17 protein-coding genes are annotated in these 18,396 nt (G+C 69.5%); 12 read left to right on the top strand and 5 right to left on the bottom strand.

All coding sequences use genetic code 11. The annotated features are described in order from the left end of the window. Nucleotides 1–64: 64 nt before the first annotated feature. From C3942_RS10630 to C3942_RS10640, 3 genes are all read right to left on the bottom strand, one after another. The gene (locus tag C3942_RS10630; protein WP_104230365.1) at nt 65–2,512 is read right to left on the bottom strand and encodes a DUF6351 family protein; all 2,448 of its coding nucleotides are present in this window, start codon (nt 2,510–2,512) and stop codon (nt 65–67) included. Between the two features lie 91 nt (nt 2,513–2,603). After that, nucleotides 2,604–2,936 carry a hypothetical protein gene (locus tag C3942_RS10635; protein WP_104230366.1) on the bottom strand — a complete coding sequence of 111 codons (333 nt, stop codon included), beginning with the start codon at nt 2,934–2,936 and terminating at the stop codon, nt 2,604–2,606. After that, the gene (locus C3942_RS10640; RefSeq protein ID WP_104230367.1) at nt 2,936–3,499 is read right to left on the bottom strand and encodes a thioredoxin family protein; all 564 of its coding nucleotides are present in this window, start codon (nt 3,497–3,499) and stop codon (nt 2,936–2,938) included. The genes C3942_RS10635 and C3942_RS10640 overlap by 1 nt, the downstream gene beginning before the upstream one ends. 177 nt (nt 3,500–3,676) lie before the next feature. On the opposite strand from C3942_RS10640, the gene metK reads away from it, so the two are divergent. From metK to C3942_RS10660, 4 genes are all read left to right on the top strand, one after another. Next, the gene (metK, locus tag C3942_RS10645) at nt 3,677–4,894 is read left to right on the top strand and encodes a methionine adenosyltransferase (protein ID WP_104230368.1); all 1,218 of its coding nucleotides are present in this window, start codon (nt 3,677–3,679) and stop codon (nt 4,892–4,894) included. Between the two features lie 61 nt (nt 4,895–4,955). After that, nucleotides 4,956–6,395: an adenosylhomocysteinase gene (gene ahcY, locus C3942_RS10650; RefSeq protein ID WP_104230369.1), complete on the top strand. Its 1,440-nt coding sequence runs from the start codon at nt 4,956–4,958 to the stop codon at nt 6,393–6,395. 80 nt (nt 6,396–6,475) lie between these two features. Next, nucleotides 6,476–7,339, top strand: coding sequence for a methylenetetrahydrofolate reductase [NAD(P)H] (gene metF, locus C3942_RS10655; RefSeq protein WP_104230370.1), 864 nt, complete (start codon nt 6,476–6,478; stop codon nt 7,337–7,339). Between the two features lie 135 nt (nt 7,340–7,474). Beyond that, nucleotides 7,475–8,068 carry a hypothetical protein gene (locus C3942_RS10660; RefSeq protein WP_104230371.1) on the top strand — a complete coding sequence of 198 codons (594 nt, stop codon included), beginning with the start codon at nt 7,475–7,477 and terminating at the stop codon, nt 8,066–8,068. On the opposite strand, the gene C3942_RS10665 is transcribed toward C3942_RS10660, so the two are convergent. Both C3942_RS10665 and C3942_RS10670 read right to left on the bottom strand, forming a co-directional pair. Then, complete coding sequence (locus C3942_RS10665) at nt 8,053–8,709, bottom strand: Crp/Fnr family transcriptional regulator (protein WP_104230372.1); 657 nt, start codon at nt 8,707–8,709, stop codon at nt 8,053–8,055. The two genes, C3942_RS10660 and C3942_RS10665, sit on opposite strands and share 16 nt — an antisense overlap. Then, the gene (locus C3942_RS10670) at nt 8,706–9,653 is read right to left on the bottom strand and encodes an esterase-like activity of phytase family protein (protein WP_114409737.1); all 948 of its coding nucleotides are present in this window, start codon (nt 9,651–9,653) and stop codon (nt 8,706–8,708) included. Before C3942_RS10670 ends, C3942_RS10665 begins: the two co-directional genes overlap by 4 nt. A 300-nt stretch (nt 9,654–9,953) precedes the next feature. On the opposite strand from C3942_RS10670, the gene thiD reads away from it, so the two are divergent. The 8 genes from thiD (at nt 9,954) to rpoH (ending at nt 18,335) form a co-directional block, all read left to right on the top strand. Next, complete coding sequence (thiD, locus tag C3942_RS10675) at nt 9,954–10,718, top strand: bifunctional hydroxymethylpyrimidine kinase/phosphomethylpyrimidine kinase (protein WP_104230374.1); 765 nt, start codon at nt 9,954–9,956, stop codon at nt 10,716–10,718. Continuing rightward, a complete protein-coding gene (gene thiE, locus C3942_RS10680) occupies nt 10,715–11,359 on the top strand; it encodes a thiamine phosphate synthase (RefSeq protein ID WP_104230375.1) in 645 nt (214 codons plus the stop codon). The genes thiD and thiE overlap by 4 nt, the downstream gene beginning before the upstream one ends. A gap of 64 nt (nt 11,360–11,423) precedes the next feature. Then, nucleotides 11,424–12,707: a glutamate-1-semialdehyde 2,1-aminomutase gene (gene hemL / locus C3942_RS10685; protein ID WP_104230516.1), complete on the top strand. Its 1,284-nt coding sequence runs from the start codon at nt 11,424–11,426 to the stop codon at nt 12,705–12,707. A 13-nt stretch (nt 12,708–12,720) separates the two neighbouring features. After that, complete coding sequence (locus C3942_RS10690; RefSeq protein ID WP_104230376.1) at nt 12,721–14,718, top strand: VTT domain-containing protein; 1,998 nt, start codon at nt 12,721–12,723, stop codon at nt 14,716–14,718. Further along, the gene (ftsY, locus tag C3942_RS10695) at nt 14,711–15,634 is read left to right on the top strand and encodes a signal recognition particle-docking protein FtsY (protein ID WP_104230377.1); all 924 of its coding nucleotides are present in this window, start codon (nt 14,711–14,713) and stop codon (nt 15,632–15,634) included. The genes C3942_RS10690 and ftsY overlap by 8 nt, the downstream gene beginning before the upstream one ends. Nucleotides 15,635–15,669: 35 nt before the next feature. After that, nucleotides 15,670–16,398 carry a cell division ATP-binding protein FtsE gene (ftsE, locus tag C3942_RS10700; protein ID WP_104230378.1) on the top strand — a complete coding sequence of 243 codons (729 nt, stop codon included), beginning with the start codon at nt 15,670–15,672 and terminating at the stop codon, nt 16,396–16,398. Next, complete coding sequence (gene ftsX, locus C3942_RS10705) at nt 16,388–17,341, top strand: permease-like cell division protein FtsX (protein ID WP_243393574.1); 954 nt, start codon at nt 16,388–16,390, stop codon at nt 17,339–17,341. The genes ftsE and ftsX overlap by 11 nt, the downstream gene beginning before the upstream one ends. A gap of 112 nt (nt 17,342–17,453) precedes the next feature. After that, the gene (gene rpoH, locus C3942_RS10710) at nt 17,454–18,335 is read left to right on the top strand and encodes an RNA polymerase sigma factor RpoH (RefSeq protein ID WP_104230379.1); all 882 of its coding nucleotides are present in this window, start codon (nt 17,454–17,456) and stop codon (nt 18,333–18,335) included. Nucleotides 18,336–18,396 lie beyond the last annotated feature (61 nt).

The following is an 18,396-nucleotide window of genomic DNA, read 5'->3' on the forward strand; positions in this document are numbered from 1 at the left end:
CAACCGTTATCCAGGGCACAAAAAAGCCCGGCGGCAGGCGCCGCCGGGCTTTTCGATCAAGGGTTTACTGCGCCTTGCCGGACCGCGCGGCCCACCATTTGAGGGAGTGCGGGGCTTCCAGCCGCTCGCCGCCCAGGGACGGGTACAGCAGGCTGTGCTCGACGTCCTCGGCCGCCGGCTTCGTAAAGTCGCAAACGCCGTCCGGGAAGATCGCCCGGACCTCGGCGACCTGCGCCTCGCTGAGCTTGCCGGCGTAGTCGGCCGGGTCCACCGGGCGCAGCTGGCAGCGGATGATGTCGTCGGTCATCGGCATGCCGGCCACCATGCGCGGCGTCCGGGTCACCGGCAGCGCCAGCGAGCAGACCCCGAGCCCGGAGCCGTCGTTGTTGTAGAACTCCGGCAGGTCGACGCGCAGCGGGACGTTGACGTCGAACTCGGGGATCAGGTCGTGCAGGGGTCCCAGCTGGGGCAGCAGCGGCAGCTGCGCCAGGCCCAGCGGCAGCAGGATCGCATCCGGCAGCTCCAGGCGGCCGCCGATGGTGCCGAACACGCAGCGATCGGCCGCCGCGGCCGGCTTGGCCGCGATCACGGCCGCCATGTGGTCGCCGCCGTATTCCGGCCGCTGCAGGGCCTCCAGCCACTGCTCCATCACCGGGTAGCCGTCGGCCTGGGTCACGACGCCGCGCCACAGGCCCTGGGTCGTCACCTGGCCGGTCTGCTTCTGCAGGCGCGAGCGCACGATGAACGGGCGCACCGCCTCGTGGATGTTGGCCACCGGGATCAGGTCCAGGTAGGGCGCATGATCCAGCACCGGCGTCTCCGCCAGGGCGCCGCGGCCGATGACGCCGCCGACCTGGTACGCGACCTTGGCCATCCGCTCGTTCATGCGCATGCGCTGGGCCACCGGCTTGCCGTCGATGTTGAAGCCGCCGATGTTGCGGTTGACGTCGAGAAACTCCTCGGCGCTGATCGTGCCCGCCAGCAGCGCCCCCAGGCCGTACTGCACGCCGGTATTGTCCAGCGGGCGGTTGGCGTAGCCGGTCTCCGGATCACGTCCGAAGATGTTGACGTTGGCGTCCTGCACCGTGCAGCGCACGCCCTTGAGGTTGGGACCGTTGGGATTGTCGGGGCCGCGGTAGCGGTCCTCCTCCGGCACCGGGCCGCAGCCGGTCTCGGGATTGAGCAGGTCCAGGAAGGCATCGACCCAGGACTGGCAGATGGCGTTGAGCGGGTTGCCCACCAGCAGGTTGTGGCCGTTGACCGCCGCCTGCTTGCCCACGCTCCAGTCCAGCGAGCTGTTCTCGTAGTAGTGCTGCAGCAGGCCGCAGTCCGCCACCGTCATCGCCGTGGTCAGGATGTCGGCGAAGGTCGCGGTCGGCATCGCGCCGCTGAGCACGCCCGGCAGGTTGTTGGCGAGGTTGTACTGCTGCAGCGCCGCGCCCGAGCCGTTGGTGCCGATCATGAACCGCACCGGGCCGTACTTCTCGGTGATGTGCTCCTTCATCAGCATCGCCGTCTCGGCGCTGATCAGCGGATTGCAGTGGTTGCCGAACGCGCTGAGCGTGTTGTGGATCACCAGGTCGCCCTTGCCGAGGCGGTCGGCGATGCCCACCAGGTTGATCAGCAGGTTGTCGGCCGAGATCTCGGTCAGCGCCAGCGCACCGAGCACCAGGTTGGGATCGCTCCTGCCCTGCTGGTAGCCGACGCCGCAGGATTCGCCGAAGACATAGTAGACGTGGCCGTCCCACAGCGCCGCCTCGAAGGGCGCCTCGGGACCGCGGGCATGCGGATCGTCCAGCACCGCCAGGCGTGCGATGCCGCGGTTGATCGTGGAGGTCTCCATGCGCACGACGAAGGGAACGGCGCGGCCGTCCTTGGTCTCGGTCATGATCACGTCGCCCGGATAGGGGGCGTAGGGATCGGCCAGCTCGCTGAAGCCCTGGTTGGTCACCGAGCGGTAGAACCACTTGTACTGCGTGACGATCGAGCAGTTGGCGTCGATCGGCGCGCCGAGGCCGTTGTCCTCGGTGCGGCAGATGAAGGGTTTCTGGTGCGGGCCCGACAGCACCGGGCCGGTGATCGGGTGGTTGATCACGGTCAATTCGGCGCGGCGGACGCCGGCCTCGCCGCTGACGGTGGCCGCCAGGCGGTTGGCGCCCTTCTTCAGGCCGGTGACCAGGCCACGCACCTCGCCGCCCTCCGCGCGGGCGAAGGCCGCGCTGACGTCGGCCCCGTTGCGCGTCACCTTGAAGGTATCGCCCGCGGCCAGTCCGCGCAGGCCCAGCAGCACGTCGCCGTCGGTCACCGCGTCGGGCAGGGTCGAGAGCGTGATCATCTCGAACTGGCCCGGTTCCAGCGGCGGCGTGGCGCGCGTGTGGTAGTCGGCCTCGACCAGGTTGGTGCCGCCGCTGCTGCCGCCCTCGCCGTCCACCGATCCGGAACGGCCGGTACAGCCGGCCAACGCCCACAGCAGCGCCGCGCACAGTGCCGTGCGCCTCGTCAGGGCCTTCATTGCTCTCTCCTCCCGCTCTATTGAAATGTGAAGCTTTCGTTATGGCACCAACATAGCGCCTGAGCCCGGGTTCGGAAATGAGCGGAAATTACTAACTGCGGGGCGCGGCGTCCCCTCTGCCCCGCGGCGGGTGCGTGGCGCGGAACACCAGGTACACCATCCAGGGGAACACGAAGCTCCACCAGCCGATCGCATCGGCCAGCGGAAATTCCGCCATCTGCGGATCGCCCAGGTAGCGCTGCAGTCGCACCCAGGCATAGAGCCCGACGAACAGCCAGCACAGCTGCGTGGCGGCCAGCCACAGCAGCCGCGACCACCAGCGCGCGCTCGGGTGGAACAGGATCAGCAGCGGCGGCAGGAACAGCAGCAGCGCATTGAGCAGCCCGCGCGGCGCCAGCGGGAACAGCTGCGACAGCAGCTCCATCAGGAGCCCTTCCGGAACTTGATGCTGCAGCCGAGGCTGGGCTGCTGCCCGCCCGGCACCGGGCGGCCGGCCAGCAACGCCTCCAGCGCGGCGCGCAACTCGGCCCCCGTCACCGGCCGGCCGTTGCCCGGCGTGGAGTCGTCGAGCCGCCCGCGGTAGGCCAGCCTCAGGCCGGCGTCGAACAGGAAGAAGTCCGGGGTGCAGGCCGCCTCGTAGGCGCGGGCCACGTCCTGGCTCTGGTCGTAGAGGTAGGGAAAGGGATAGCCCAGCGCCCGCCCGGCCTCGGCCATCCGGTCCGGCGCGTCCTCCGGGTAGGCCAGGGCGTCGTTGGAGGAGATCGCGACGAAGCCCACGCCGCGCCCCTGGTAGTCGCGCGCCAGCCGCAGCAGCTCGGCGTTGACGTGCTTCACGTAAGGGCAATGATTGCAGATGAACATCACCAGCGTGGCGTACTCCGCCCGGACGTCGGACAGGCCCAGGGACTGGCCGCCGAGGGTGTCGGGCAGGCTGAAGTCCGGCGCGGGGGTGCCCAGGGCGAGCATGCTGGAGGGAGTCGGGGCCATTTTCGGCTCTTGGGTCTTCGGATCCGGGCGATTCGGGTGAGGCTTTTGTGCAAGATTAGCCGCGCCCGGGCCCCGAATTCATCCCTATGGCGGGCTTGCCCCGCAGGCTTTACAATATCCGCTCATCCGCATAAACGGATTGAGACTCCCGTTTACCCCATTCCGAGGGCTGCACCGATGTCCGAATACCTGTTTACCTCCGAGTCCGTTTCCGAAGGCCATCCGGACAAGATGGCGGACCAGATCTCCGACGCGATCCTGGACGCGATCCTGGCGCAGGACCCGCGGGCGCGCGTCGCCTGCGAAACCCTGGTGAAGACGGGCGTGGTGGTGCTGGCCGGCGAAGTCACGACCAGCGCCAACATCGACGTCGACGCCATCGCGCGCGGCGTGGTCAACGGCATCGGCTACAGCAACACCGAGGTCGGCTTCGACGGCCACACCTGCGGCGTGCTCAACATCATCGGCAAGCAGTCCCCGGACATCGCCATGGGCGTCGACGGCACCGCCAAGAAGGCCAAGGCCGCCGAGGACATCGGCGCCGGCGACCAGGGCCTGATGTTCGGCTACGCCTGCAACGAAACCAGCGCGCTGATGCCGGCCCCGATCTTCTACGCCCACCGCCTGGTCGAGCAGCAGGCCAAGATCCGCAAGGCCAAGAAGGGCGGACTGCCCTGGCTGCGCCCGGACGCCAAGAGCCAGATCACGCTGCGCTACCGCGACGAGCAGGTCGTCGGCATCGACGCCGTGGTGCTGTCCACCCAGCACGATCCGAGCATCAAGCTCAAGGACCTGCGCGAGGCCGTGCTGGAGGAGATCATCAAGCCGGTGCTGCCGGCGAAGTGGCTGACCAAGTCCACCAAGTTCCACATCAACCCGACCGGCAACTTCGTGATCGGCGGCCCGGTGGGCGACTGCGGCCTGACCGGCCGCAAGATCATCGTCGACTCCTACGGCGGCTGGGCCCGCCATGGCGGCGGCGCCTTCTCCGGCAAGGATCCGTCCAAGGTCGACCGCTCGGCCGCCTACGCCGCGCGCTACGTCGCCAAGAACATCGTCGCGTCGGGCCTGGCCGACCGCTGCGAGGTGCAGGTGAGCTACGCCATCGGCGTGGCCGAGCCGACCTCGATCATGGTCACCACCTTCGGCACCGGCAAGGTTTCCGACGAGGCCCTGGAGAAGCTGGTGCGCCGCCACTTCGACCTGCGCCCGGGCGGCATCATCAAGATGCTCGACCTGATCCACCCGATGTACCAGGCCACCGCCTCCTACGGCCACTTCGGCCGCAAGCCCTACGAGTTCAAGGGCACGGACGGCAAGAGCCACACCGCCTTCTCCTGGGAGAAGACGGACAAGGCCGAAGCCCTCGCCTCCGATGCGAAGAAGCTGAAGTAGGCCGCAACGAGGAGAGGCGGCGCCCGCCGCCTCTCCTTTTTCATCGATACCGGAGTCACCCATGAACGCCCAGCTCAAGCCCGCTACCCCCGACTACAAGATCCGCGACATCGGCCTGGCCGAATTCGGCCGCAAGCGCATCCGCATGGCCGAGGAGGAAATGCCGGGCCTGATGAGCATCCGCGCCAAGTACGCGCCGCTGCAGCCGCTCAAGGGCGTGCGCCTGACCGGCTCCCTGCACATGACCAAGGAAACGGCCGTGCTGCTGGAGACGCTCAAGGCGCTGGGCGCCTCGGTGCGCTGGGCTTCCTGCAACATCTTCTCGACGCAGGACGATGCCGCCGCGGCCGTGGCCGCCGCCGGCACGCCCGTGTTCGCCTGGAAGGGCGAGACGCTGGAGGAGTACTGGGACCTGACGCTGGACTGCGTCACCCACACGCTGGCCGACGGCACGCTGACCGGCCCCGAGCTGGTGGTGGACGACGGCGGCGACGTGACCCTGCTGATCCACAAGGGCTACGAGCTGGAGCAGGGCGACAAGTGGGTCGAGACGCCGTCGGACAACCATGAAGTGCAGGTGATCAAGAACCTGCTCAAGCGCGTCGCCAGGGAGCGCCCGGGCTTCTGGACCCGCGTGGTCAAGGACTGGAAGGGCGTCTCCGAGGAGACCACCACGGGCGTGCACCGCCTGTACCAGATGATGGAGGCCGGCAAGCTGCTGGTGCCCGCCATCAACGTCAACGACTCGGTCACCAAGAGCAAGTTCGACAACCTCTACGGCTGCCGCGAATCGCTGGCCGACGGCATCAAGCGCGCCACCGACCTGATGATCGCCGGCAAGGTGGCCTTCGTGGCCGGCTACGGCGACGTCGGCAAGGGCTCGGCGCATTCGCTGCGCGGCCTCGGCGCGCGCGTGATCGTGTCCGAGATCGACCCCATCAACGCCCTGCAGGCCGCGATGGAGGGCTTCGAGGTCAAGACCGTCGAGGACGTGCTGCCCTACGCCGACATCTACGTCACCACCACCGGCAACAAGGACATCATCACTCTCGAGCACATGAAGGCGATGAAGAACAACGCCCTGGTGTGCAACATCGGCCATTTCGACAACGAGATCCAGATGGACCGCCTCAACGCCTCCGGCGCCGTGCGCGACACCATCAAGCCGCAGACCGACCGCTACACCTTCCCGGACAGCGGCAAGTCGATCTACGTGCTCGCCGAAGGCCGCCTGATCAACCTGGGCTGCGCCCACGGCCATCCGTCCTTCGTGATGTCCAACAGCTTCTCCAACCAGACGCTGGCGGCGATGGACCTGTGGAAGAACAGGGACGCCTACCAGAAGACGGTGTACCGCCTGCCCAAGAAGCTCGACGAGGAAGTGGCGCGCCTGCACCTGGCGCAGATCGGCGTGAAGCTGACCACGCTGACCCAGGCCCAGGCCGACTACCTCGGCGTGCCCGTCGAAGGCCCGTACAAGCCCGAGCACTACCGTTACTAAAGTGCTGAGTGCTGAGTGCTGAGTTCTAAGTAGAAATCTCGCCACTCAGCACTTAGTCCTCAGCACTGAGCACTGTCTTTATGGGCCAGGAAATCACCTTCTCGTTCGAGCTGTTCCCGCCGCGCACGCCGGAGGGCTGGCAGAAGCTGCCGGCGCTGGTGCAGAAGCTGGCGTCGGTACGGCCGGCGTTCTTCTCCGTCACCCACGGCGCCGGCGGTTCCGACCAGCACGGCACCTACGAGGCGATCATGCAGGTGGTGGAGCACAGCGGCATCGAGGCCGCACCGCACCTGACCTGCGTCGGCTCCACCCGCGACAGCATCGCCGCCCTGCTGCAGCGCTATCGCGAGGCGGGCGTCAGGCGCATCGTCGCGCTGCGCGGCGACCTGCCGCCGGACCTCCAGCCCGGCGAGGCGCCGGGCGAGTTCCGCTACGCCAGCGAACTGGTGGGCTTCATCCGCGAGCGCCACGGCGATCATTTCCGCCTGGAGGTCGCCGCCTACCCCGAGATGCATCCCCAGGGCATCACGCCGGCGCAGGACTTCGAACACTTCCGCCGCAAGGCGGAGGCCGGCGCGCATGCGGCGATCACGCAGTACTTCTTCAACGCCGACGCCTACTTCGACTTCGTCAACCGCTGCGAACAGGCGGGCCTTTCGCTGCCGGTGATCCCCGGCATCATGCCGATCACCAACTTCGCCCAGCTGGCCCGCTTCTCCGCCGCCTGCGGCGCCGAAATCCCGCGCTGGATCCGCCTGCGCCTGGAGCAGCTGCAGGACGACAAGCCGGCGCTGCTGGACTTCGGCCTGGACGTGGTGACGCAGCTGGCCCGCACGCTGCTGGACAACGGCGCCCCCGGCCTGCACTTCTACACGCTGAACCAGTCGGAGCCGACGCTGCGGCTGTGGAAGAACCTGGCGCTGCCGATGCCGTTGGCAGCCTGAATTGAAGTCTGGGGAGCCATCCATGGCGGGACTTCTGTCACATGATTTGTCCCCTGCCCGGCCCTCATGGCCCGGCGTCCGGCAACGCAGGCAATGCCCTTCAGGCATTGCCTGAGCGCGTAGCCTCACCCTGAAATGCTGCTGCTCGCCGCCCTGGTCTTCGCCGGCCTGAGCGTCGCCACCGCCTGGCTGGAACAGGCGCTGCACCGGAACACCCGTGAAGAGGCCCTGCGCCTGTGGGGCGAATGGTTCCTGCTGCCGCTGGCGCGCGTGTTCTGCCTGATGGCCTTCATCGTGCTGGCCGGCGCGTCGCTATACGGCTTGCGCGACATCCCCTCCCCGGCCGAGCTGCTGGCCCAGGCCCCGGGCCGTACCGACCGGCTGATCACCTGGCTGTTCTTCACCGGGTTGCTGCTGCCGGCCGTTCCGCTGCTGCGGCGCGTGCCGGGCCTGGTGCTTCCGCTGCAGGGGGGCGCGGGCGTGGCGCTGGTCTTCACCTGGCTGGCCGCGGCGGCGGATTTCGGCGGCGCGCGCCTCTGGCCCGACCTGCCGACGCTGCTGATGCTGGCCGCCCTCTCCGGCTTCGCGATGGCCTGCGCCCATCTGCTGACGCAGGCGGTGCAGGACGAGGTGCGGCGCCAGGAGGCCTACGACCTGCTGCTGCTCTGGCTGCAGCTGCCGCTGCTGGTGGCCTACGGCCACTGGCTGGGGCGTCAGCTTCCGGCCTGAGCGGCGGCGCGCCGCAGCTTCTCGATCATGTCGTGCCCCAGCACGCTCTGCAGGCGCGTCCAGAGCTGCGGCTGGCGCTGGCGGATCTCCTGCAGGCGCGCCACCGGCCAGGCCTGCAGCCGCACCGGGCCCAGGGCATCGACGTCGGCGCTGGTCGGCTCGCCGGTCAGCAGGCTCATCTCGCCGGCGAAGCTGCCGGCCGGCAGGGCGGCGATCTCGCGCCCCTGCCGCCGCACCCGCGCCTGCCCGGACACCAGGTAGAGCAGTTCGGCGGGATGGCTGCCGTCGGCGATCAGGCGCCCCTCGGCCTCGCGGCCCTGGCCCTCGTTCCAGAAGCGCAGGAACTCCTGCGCCCCCATCGCCGCGAAGTCGCGGCGATGGATCCCGGCCAGCGCCTCCGGCAGCTTCACGGCACGGCGCTCGCGCAGGATGCGCAGCACCCAGACCGCGTTGATCACCACGAACAGGCTGTTCCAGAACGTCATGCCGGCCAGCCCATGGGTCCAGGCATACAGGGCCAGGTTGGACTGGGCGCAGACCAGCACCGCGCGCAGCCACAGGATGTCGCGCGCCAGCAGGGCCACCAGCATCAGCGCATAGCCGATGTGGACGAACAGGTCGGGCGTCCAGTGGATGTTCACGGATCGAGGATACGCCTGGCGCGCAGCACCGGGGTGGGAACGCCCTCCGGCGCCACCACCACGCTGCGGCCGTCGGGCTCGATCGCCATCGCCTCCAGCCCGCCGAGCTTCGGCAGCGGCCAGCTGCGCGGCGGCCGCACCAAGGCCTCCGCCCAGCCCTCGCCCGGCCGGCGGTCGAAGCAGAACAGGCGGCTGTAGCTGATCATGGCCAGGCGCAGGCCGTCGCGGGACAGGTCCATGGCGGTCACCGATACCCGGCCTCGCGGTGCCGACAGTGGTGCGGCCAGCGGCTGCTTGGCCGGCACCGGCAGCTGCAGCGTCGCCAGCCGCTCGGCAGTCTGCACGCCGGGCCCGGCATCCAGCGGCAGGCGATAGAACCCGACCTGCGGCGCCCCCTTCTCCACCACCAGGATGGACCCGCCCTCGGCATCGACCGCCAGGCCCTCGGCGTCGCGCGGGCCGTCGGGATAGCGGAAGTCCAGCCGCCGCAGCGGCTTCACCCGGCTGGCATCCAGGGCCGGCTCGGGCAGCAGGTAGACCGTCGCGGTATCGCGAAAGCCGAAGTTGTCGCCGGTGTCGGCGATCGCCAGCCAGCTGCGGCCGTCGCGCTCGTAGAGCGCGATGTCCTCCCAGTCGATGGCCTCCGCTCCTTCGACCTCGACGCGGGCAATGACCTCGCCGCGACGATTGAAGGCGAACAGCCGCGGCCCGTCGCCGCTGTCGTTGTGGCCCCAGTAGATGCCCGGCCAGCGCCGCGAGGCGGCCAGCCCGGAAAGCTCCGGCAGCTCGACGTCGCTGACCGTGGCCAGGGGCTCGAACGCGGGTTCAGCCGCACCGGCGCCTGCGGAAGGCCCCACCGCGCACAGCAGCAGGCTCAGCAGGACGATCCGTGCGAATTTATCTAACGATTTGCATACGCCGGACCACTTGTTACTTGAATTCATGAGCGCAAGTTGCTGCTGAAGCAGGAATTTATCGAAACATCCACAAAATCTGTGGATAAGTGTGTGGGCAATATTCGCGTCATTGCCCTAAGTAGCCACGGTGCTTGGCATTTTTACCCTCGGGCCAGTTTGTATCCACTCCGCATCCCATTTTGCGATCAATGACTTGCGTGATTCTTGCAGCATTCTTGCAGAAAAAAGTCGCCACCAAGGGCCTCGTGGCAGGGGGGCGCGGCTGCTGTGCATAAGGGAACGCGGCCTGACCGGAAAACGCCCCACCGCTCCCGCTAAACTGCCCCCATGAATCCCATCCGCACGCCCTGCGTCCTGTGCCTGTCCGGGCACGACCCCACCGGCGGTGCCGGCCTGACCGCGGACACCGAGGCGATCGGCGCCCTGGGCGGCCACGCGCTCGGCGTCATTACCGCCAACACCGTCCAGGACACCTCCGACGTCCGGCGCGTGGCGGCCGTTCCGCCGATCCTGATCGCCGCGCAGATCGAAGCCCTGGCGGCCGACTGCCGCATCGACGCGATCAAGATCGGCCTGCTGGGCGATGCCGCCCAGGTCGACCCCATCCTCGACTGCATCCGCCGGCTGCGGGTTCCCGTGGTGCTGGACCCGGTGCTGAGGGCCGGCGGCGGCGCCCATCTGGTGCGCAGCGAACTGCTGCTGGCCCTGAAGGAACGCCTGCTGCCGCAGGTCACGGTGCTGACCCCGAATGCCGCCGAAGCCCGCCTGCTGGGCGGCGGCGAGGACGGCGCCGCCCTGCTGGCCACCGGCCTGGCCCACCTGCTGGTGACGCGCGGCGACGAGCCCGGCGGCAACGTGGTCAACACCTGGTACCAGGCCGGCCGGGCGCCGCGCGACTTCGAATGGCCGCGCCTGGCGCAGCGCTTCCACGGGGCCGGCTGCACGCTGGCCGCCGCCATCGCCGCGCTGCTGGCCGCCGGCAAGCCGGTGGCCGAGGCCCTGGAACAGGCGCAGGCCTATACCCATCGGGCCCTGTCGCGCGCCTATCCCGTCGGCGGCGGGCGCCTGATCCCCGGGCGGCGTGCCGCATGAAGCACCTGCCGCCCCTGTCCGCGCCGCTGCGCGGCCTGTACGCGATCACCTCCGAAGCGATCTGCCGCTCGCCGGACCGGCTGGTGGCCGCCGCCGCCGAAGCCCTGGCCGGCGGCGCGCGCCTGCTGCAGTACCGCGACAAGTGGCACGACGCCGCCACGCGCGAGCGCAACGCCCATGCCCTGCGCGGTCTCTGCCACGAGTTCGGCGCGCTGTTCATCGTCAACGACGACCCGGCCCTGGCGGAGGCAGTGGATGCCGACGGGGTGCATGTCGGTGCCGCCGACGCCCCGCTGGCCGAAGCGCGCCGGCGCCTGGGGCCGCGCGCGATCATCGGCGTCAGCTGCTCCAACTCGCTGGAGCGCGCCCGGGCCGCCGCCGCCGCCGGGGCCAGCTACGTCGCCTTCGGGCGCTTCTTCGAGTCCGGCACCAAGCCCGACGCGCCGCAGGCCGACCTGGCCCTGCTGCGCCGCGCGCGGGCCGAGATTCCGCTGCCGATCTGCGTGATCGGCGGACTGCTGCCGTCCAATGCCGGCCCGCTGGTCCAGGCCGGCGCCGACATGGCGGCGGCCGTGGAAGGCGTGTTCGGCGCCCCGGACATCGAGACCGCCGCGCGGGAGTATTCACGCCTGTTCGGCTAGACTCTCGCTCCCTCATTCCCAAGGGCCTGCACCCTTTTTGCAGCAGGCCTTGCAGACCGCCGCCATGAGCCGCTCAGAAGAACTCTTCGCCCGCGCACAGCAGACCATTCCCGGGGGCGTGAACTCGCCGGTCCGCGCCTTCCGCGCGGTCGGCGGCACGCCGCGCTTCATCGCCGCCGCCGACGGCGCCTGGATCACCGACGCCGACGGCCGGCGCTATGTCGACTACGTCGGCTCCTGGGGCCCGATGATCCTCGGCCACCAGCACCCGCAGGTGCTGGCCGAGATTCGCCGCCAGCTCGAGACCGGCATCTCCTACGGCGCGCCCACCGAGGCCGAGATCGAGATGGCGGAGCTGCTCAGCCGCCGCCTGCCGTCGCTGGAGATGGTGCGCATGTGCAACAGCGGCACCGAGGCCACCATGTCGGCGCTGCGCCTGGCGCGCGGCGCCACCGGCCGCGACTACATCCTGAAATTCGAGGGCTGCTACCACGGCCATGGCGACGCCCTGCTGGTGAAGGCCGGCTCGGGCCTGCTGACCTTCGGCGTGCCGACCTCGCCGGGCGTGCCGGCGGACCTGGCCAAGTACACGCTCACCGCGCAGTACAACGATCTCGGCTCGGTGGAGGCCCTGTTCCAGGCCCATGCCGGCCAGATCGCCGGCGTGATCGTCGAGCCGGTGGCCGGCAACATGAACTGCGTGCCGCCGGCACCGGGCTTCCTGCAGGGCCTGCGCGACCTCTGCGATCGCGACGGCGCGCTGCTGATCTTCGACGAGGTGATGACCGGCTTCCGCGTCGGCCCCACCGGCGCCGCCGGGCTCTACGGCGTGCGTCCCGACCTGCTGACCCTGGGCAAGATCATCGGCGGCGGCCTGCCGGTGGGCGCCTTCGGCGGCCGCCGCGACGTGATGCAGAAGCTGGCGCCGGTCGGCCCGGTCTACCAGGCCGGCACGCTGTCCGGCAATCCGCTGGCGATGGCCGCGGGCCTGGCGACGCTGCGCCTGCTCGACGATGCCGCGCTCTACGCGCGCCTGGAGGCCGCCACCGCGAAGCTCCTGGCCGGCCTGAAGCAGGCCGCCGACGCGGCCGGCATTCCCTTCCTCACCACCCAGGTCGGCAGCATGTTCGGCCTGTACTTCACCGCCGCCACGGACATCCGCACCTTCAAGGACGTCATGGCCAGCGATGCCGAGCGCTTCAAGCGCTTCTTCCACGCCATGCTCGACCGCGGCGTGTACCTGGCGCCCTCGGCCTACGAGGCCGGCTTCGTCTCGTCGATGCACGGCGAGGCGGAGATCGAAGCCACGCTGCTGGCCGCCCGCGAGGCCTTTGCGCTTGCGCGATAGGCCTCGATAGGTCATGAGCGAATACGTCCAGCTGCTGTACGACTGGATCAACGCCCACCCGACCTGGGCACAGATCCTGCTGTTCCTGGTGACGCTGGCCGACGCCATCTTCATCCTCGGCGCCTTCGTGCCGGCCGGCGTCGCGCTGTTCGCCATGGGCGCGCTGATCGCCCTGGGCTCGCTGGACCTGTGGACCACGGTGCTGATCGCCGCGGCCGGCGCGCTGGCCGGCGACGCGCTGTCGTTCTGGCTGGGCCGCCGCTACGGCAACCGCCTGTTCGAAGGCCGCCTGATGCAGCGCTACCCGGAGGCGCTCAACAATGCGCGCCGCTTCTTCGATCGCCACGGCGGCAAGGGCGTGATGCTGGCGCGCTTCCTCGGGCCGGTGCGCTCGGTCACGCCGGCGCTGGCCGGCGCCGCCAGCATGCCGGCCTGGCTGTTCCTGCTGACCGACGGCATCGCCGCGCTGGCCTGGGCCCTGGCGTACATCCTGCCGGGCGTGGTGTTCGGCGCCTCGCTGGGCCTGGCGGCGGAAGTCGCCGGCCGCCTGGCCCTGCTGATCCTGCTGATGGCCCTGTTCGTCTGGCTGGTGATCGCCCTCACCGGCCTGGTCATCGGCCAGCTGCAGAAGCGCGCGGAGGACTGGATCGGCGCGCTGCTCGACTGGAGCCGCCGCCATCGTCGCCTGGGCCGCTTCGGCGCCGCCCTGGCCGATCCCGACCAGCCGGAGACGCCGGTCCTGGCGCTGATGGCACTGGCGCTGCTCGCCCTCGGTGGCGCCTTCCTCTACTTCTGGGCGGCGCCCGGCATCAGCCCCGATCCCAAGTCGATGGACGTCGCCGTGTTCCAGGCGCTGCGCGAACTGCACACACCCTGGGGCATCGCCCTGGCCCAGGCCCTGCTGCAGCTCGGCGAATGGCCGGTATACCTGCCGCTGGCGGTGATCGTGTTCCTGGCGCTGCTGATCGCGCGCAAGGGCCGCGCCACCGCGCACTGGCTGGGCGCGCTGGGTTTCGCCGCGCTGATCTCCGTGGGCCTGTACCTGGTGCCCAAGATCCCGCCGCCGTTCCGCCAGTTCGGCAGCTTCGAGCCCTCCGGCTACCACGCCGTGGACCTGGTGCTGACCACCGTGATCTATTCCTTCCTGCCGGTGCTGCTGGCCACCGGCCGCCGCACCGGCACGCGCGTGATGATCTACGGCGTCAGCGCCGCGCTGGTGCTGCTGATCCTGCTGGCGCAGCTCTACCTGGGCGTGCAGTGGTGGAGCATCGCCGTGTTCTCGCTGGCCATCGGCGTGATCTGGACCGCGCTGCTGGGCCTGGGCTACCGCCGCCACCAGCCCGAGAAGGTCAGCGGCCGCCGCTTCGTGCTGCCGGTGCTGTCGGTCTTCGTGCTGGCCGCCAGCCTGCAATGGTCCGACGACCGCGCGCTGGCGCAGGAGCCGCTGCCGCAGCGCACGCTCAGCATCGTGCAGATCGAGGACTGGGCCCGCTCCGGCTACCAGAAGCTGCGCTCGCAGCGCCAGAACCTGTTCGGCCGCGAGCGCCAGCCCTTCAACCTGCAGTGGGCCGGCAACCTCGACCGCATCGAGGCGCAGCTGCGCGCCCAGGGCTGGCAGGAAACGGCCCCGCTGGGCCTGCAGAACGGCCTGCGCTGGCTGGCGCCGGACACGCCGGTGGAGCAGCTGCCGGTGCTGCCGCAGGTCAACGCCGGCCGCCACCAGGCCCTGGTGCTGCGCTACCCGCTGCCCGGCGACGACACGCGCCAGTACCTGCTGCGGCTCTGGCCCACCGGCTACAAGACCAGCCGCGGCGAGCCGATCTGGATCGGCTACATCGCCGAGCAGCAGGCCCGCAGCGTCTACCGCCTGCTGCGCTATCCCGTCTACCTGCGCAACCCCGTGCCGCTGCCGCAGCTGCTCGGCCAGCTGCCGGGCACGCGCGTGCTCGGCGCCGGCGCGGTCTGGCGCCTGAAAACCGACGAACCACCGACCGAGCCCCCTCATGGCTAACGACTCCGCCATCGGCCGCTTCCGCGCCCGCCTCAACAAGGGCGACTCCTGGCTGACGCGCGACATCGGCAGCTTCTTCAAGGCCGACGTCCTCAGCCCCGACGCGCTGGAGGAACTGGAGACGCGGCTGCTGCTGGCCGACGCCGGCGTCGAGGCCACGCAGTGGCTGGTCGAGCGCCTGCAGGCCGACATCAACCTCGGACGCATCAAGAACGAGAAGCAGCTGCGCGCCTCGCTGAAGAAGGCCCTGGTCGAACTGCTGGCGCCGATCGCCAAGCCGCTGCAGATCCCACCCTTCATCAAGCCCTACATCCTGTTCGTGGCCGGCGTGAACGGCGTGGGCAAGACCACCACCATCGGCAAGCTGGCGCTGCGCCTCAAGCGCGAGGGCAAGTCGGTGATGCTGGCGGCCGGCGACACCTTCCGCGCCGCCGCGGTGCAGCAGCTCGAGACCTGGGCCCAGCGGGTGGACGTGCCGATCCTGGCGCAGGGCGAGGGCGCCGACTCCGCCAGCGTGATCTACGACGCCGTGCAGTCGGCCAAGTCCCGGGGCGTGGACGTGGTCATCGCCGACACCGCCGGGCGCCTGCACACGCAGAGCCACCTGATGGAGGAACTGCGCAAGATCAAGCGCGTGCTGCAGAAGCACGACCCCTACGCCCCGCACGAGGTGCTGCTGGTGGTGGATGCCACCACCGGCGGCAACGCCCTGACCCAGGCCATCCAGTTCCACGAGGCGATCGGCCTCACCGGCCTGGCCATCACCAAGTTGGACGGCACCGCGAAGGGCGGTATCCTGCTGGCGATCGCGCGGCGCATGGCCCTGCCGGTCCGCTTCGTCGGCCTCGGCGAGGCGGCGGAGGACCTGGAGCCGTTCGACGCCGAGGCCTACGCCGAGGCCCTGATCGGCGAATAGGCCGCGGGGCGCGGCCACCACAACGACATGCCGGCATGACCGACATCATCCATTTCAACCAGGTGGGCTACCGCTATCCGGGCGGCAAGGACGTGCTGTCCGACGTGACCTTCTCCCTGGGCCGCGGCGAAATGGCCTTCGTCACCGGCTCCAGCGGCGCCGGCAAGACCACGCTGCTGCGCCTGGTCGGCCTGCTGTGCAAGCCCACGCGCGGCCAGGTGATGGTGGACGACGTCAACCTCGCCTCGCTGAAGAACGGCGACATCGCGCCGTTCCGCCAGCGCATCGGCATGGTGTTCCAGAACTTCAACCTGCTGTACGACCGCACGGTGTTCGACAACGTGGCGCTGCCGCTGGTGATCCGCGGCTTCGCCTACAGCGACGTGCAGCGCCGCGTGCGCGCCGCGCTGGACGCGGTGGGCCTGCTCAACCGCGAGAAGTCCTCGCCGCTGACCCTGTCGGGCGGCGAACAGCAGCGCGTGGGCATCGCCCGCGCCATCGTCTCCAAGCCGGCCCTGATCCTGGCCGACGAGCCGACCGGCAACCTCGACCCGGAAATGTCGAAGGAAGTGATGAAGCTGTTCGAGCGCTTCAACCAGGTGGGGGTCAGCGTGCTGATCGCCACCCATGCGCTGCACCTGATCGTGCACATGCCGCACCGGATCATCCACCTCGACGGCGGCAAGATCACCGCGCGGCGCCCGCGCACGCCGGTGCTGAGCGACCTGCCGCCCTTCCCCGGGGAGGACAGCCGTGGCCGCTGAAGAGAGCCTCCAGGTCCAGCCGCTGCCCCTGATGCAGCGGCTGACCCAGGAACATACCCGCGTCTTCTTCTTCTCGCTGGGCAAGCTCGGACGCAATCCCGTGGGCACGCTGCTGACCGCCCTGGTGATCGGCGTGGCCCTGGCGCTGCCGGCCGGCATGCACGTGCTGACGCAGAACCTCAGCAAGATCTCCTACAGCTGGCAGGACTCGCTGCAGCTGTCGCTGTTCCTGAAGGATTCGGTCAGCACCGAGCGTGGGGCCGCACTGGCCCGCGAGATCCGCGGCCGTCCCGGCGTGCAGGCCACGCGCTACATCTCGCGCGAGCAGTCGCTGGCCGAGTTCCGCAGCCAGTCCGGCTTCGGCGATGCCCTGGACGTGCTGCAGGACAACCCCCTGCCGGCGGTGATCGCGGTGACGCCGGAGCGCGGCCGCAACAAGCTGCAGGTGGAGGTGCTGCTGGGCGAACTGACCCGGCTGCCGGAAGTGGACCTGGCCAAGCTCGACCAGAAATGGCTGGAGCGGCTCTACGCCATCCTCGGCATCATCGACCGGGCGGTGTTCATCGTCGGCCTGCTGCTCGGCATCGCCGTGGTGGTGACCGTGGGCAACACCATCCGCCTGGACATCGAGGCGCGGCGCGAGGAGATCAGCGTGATGAAGCTGATCGGCGCTCCCGACAGCTTCATCCGCCGGCCCTTCCTCTATACCGGCTTCTGGTACGGACTGGCCGGCAGCGTGTTCGCGCTGGTCCTGGTCCTGGCCGGCACCCTGGCCCTGTCCGGGCCCAGCGAGACCCTGGCCTCGCTGTACGACAGCAGCTTCACCCTCAGCGGCCTGTCCTTCGGCTCCAGCCTGCTGCTGCTGCTGACCGGCATCGTGCTGGGCTGGATCGGCGCCTGGATCACCGTCTGGCGGCATCTGGCCGACATCCAACCCCAGTAGCCTTGTAAATCATGTACTTAGCCCCACTGGGGGCGAAATCCGGAACTTCCAGGGGGGCTTAGCACTCCAATCCGCCGAGTGCTAACATGGCCTCAACGAAGGGAGTGAACGCATGACCCGGACGACTGCCGTCAACGCCGTTGCGCTCCGCCAGCCGACGATGCTTTCGCCGCTGGCGGGCAGCCTCGACGCCTATATTTCCTCGGTCAACCACCTGCCGGTGCTGAGCGCCGAGGATGAGCGCCGCCTGGCCGAAAAGCTGCGCGACGACGAGGACCTGGACGCCGCCAAGACCCTGGTGCTGTCCAACCTGCGCTTCGTCGTGCACATCGCCCGCGGCTACATGGGCTACGGCCTGCCGCTGGGCGACCTGGTGCAGGAAGGCAATGTCGGCCTGATGAAGGCCGTCAAGCGCTTCGACCCCGACGTCGGCGTGCGCCTGATCTCCTTCGCGGTGCACTGGATCAAGGCCGAGATCCACGAATACATCCTGAAGAACTGGCGCATCGTGAAGATCGCCACCACCAAGGCGCAGCGCAAGCTGTTCTTCAACCTGCGCTCGGCCAAGCAGCGCCTGGGCTGGATGAACCGCAGCGAAGTCGAGGCCATCGCCGCCGACCTCAAGGTCAAGCCGGAGGAAGTGGAGCAGATGGAGGCCCGCCTGGGCGGTGCCGACGTCTCCTTCAGCATCACCCCGGCCGACGGCGAGGAAGGCTACGTGCCCGAGGACTGGCTGGCCGACCACCGCGACGAGTTCGCCGAGATGGAAGAGGCGGAGTACCAGGAGCAGCAGGAAGACCGCCTGCGCAGCGCCCTGACCGGCCTCGACGAGCGCGCCCGCGACATCGTCTACCGCCGCTGGCTCAACGAAGGCGAGAAGGCCGGCCTGCAGGAACTGGCCGACAAGTACGGCATCTCGGCCGAGCGCGTGCGCCAGATCGAGAGCGCGGCGATGAAGAAGCTGCGCAAGGCGATCGAGCTGGAAGCCGCCTGACGCCAGGCCGCGAGCGAATCCGGGCCCGCGCCATGCGCGGGCCTTTTCTTTAGGCGCCAAG

The organism is Solimonas fluminis, from assembly GCF_002930645.1.
Lineage (GTDB): Bacteria > Pseudomonadota > Gammaproteobacteria > Nevskiales > Nevskiaceae > Solimonas_A > Solimonas_A fluminis.

Excerpts from the sequence above, each read along its gene's own strand:
- C3942_RS10635 (WP_104230366.1), bottom strand. The coding sequence starts at position 2,936 with ATGGAGCTGCTGTCGCAGCTGTTCCCGCTGGCGCCGCGCGGGCTGCTC.
- hemL (WP_104230516.1), top strand. The coding sequence starts at position 11,424 with ATGAGCCGCTCAGAAGAACTCTTCGCCCGCGCACAGCAGACCATTCCC.
- ahcY (WP_104230369.1), top strand. The coding sequence starts at position 4,956 with ATGAACGCCCAGCTCAAGCCCGCTACCCCCGACTACAAGATCCGCGAC.
- C3942_RS10630 (WP_104230365.1), bottom strand. The coding sequence starts at position 2,512 with ATGAAGGCCCTGACGAGGCGCACGGCACTGTGCGCGGCGCTGCTGTGG.
- ftsE (WP_104230378.1), top strand. The coding sequence starts at position 15,670 with ATGACCGACATCATCCATTTCAACCAGGTGGGCTACCGCTATCCGGGC.
- ftsY (WP_104230377.1), top strand. The coding sequence starts at position 14,711 with ATGGCTAACGACTCCGCCATCGGCCGCTTCCGCGCCCGCCTCAACAAG.
- C3942_RS10660 (WP_104230371.1), top strand. The coding sequence starts at position 7,475 with ATGCTGCTGCTCGCCGCCCTGGTCTTCGCCGGCCTGAGCGTCGCCACC.
- thiE (WP_104230375.1), top strand. The coding sequence starts at position 10,715 with ATGAAGCACCTGCCGCCCCTGTCCGCGCCGCTGCGCGGCCTGTACGCG.
- rpoH (WP_104230379.1), top strand. The coding sequence starts at position 17,454 with ATGACCCGGACGACTGCCGTCAACGCCGTTGCGCTCCGCCAGCCGACG.
- C3942_RS10690 (WP_104230376.1), top strand. The coding sequence starts at position 12,721 with ATGAGCGAATACGTCCAGCTGCTGTACGACTGGATCAACGCCCACCCG.
- C3942_RS10640 (WP_104230367.1), bottom strand. The coding sequence starts at position 3,499 with ATGGCCCCGACTCCCTCCAGCATGCTCGCCCTGGGCACCCCCGCGCCG.
- C3942_RS10670 (WP_114409737.1), bottom strand. The coding sequence starts at position 9,653 with ATGAATTCAAGTAACAAGTGGTCCGGCGTATGCAAATCGTTAGATAAA.
- thiD (WP_104230374.1), top strand. The coding sequence starts at position 9,954 with ATGAATCCCATCCGCACGCCCTGCGTCCTGTGCCTGTCCGGGCACGAC.
- metK (WP_104230368.1), top strand. The coding sequence starts at position 3,677 with ATGTCCGAATACCTGTTTACCTCCGAGTCCGTTTCCGAAGGCCATCCG.
- metF (WP_104230370.1), top strand. The coding sequence starts at position 6,476 with ATGGGCCAGGAAATCACCTTCTCGTTCGAGCTGTTCCCGCCGCGCACG.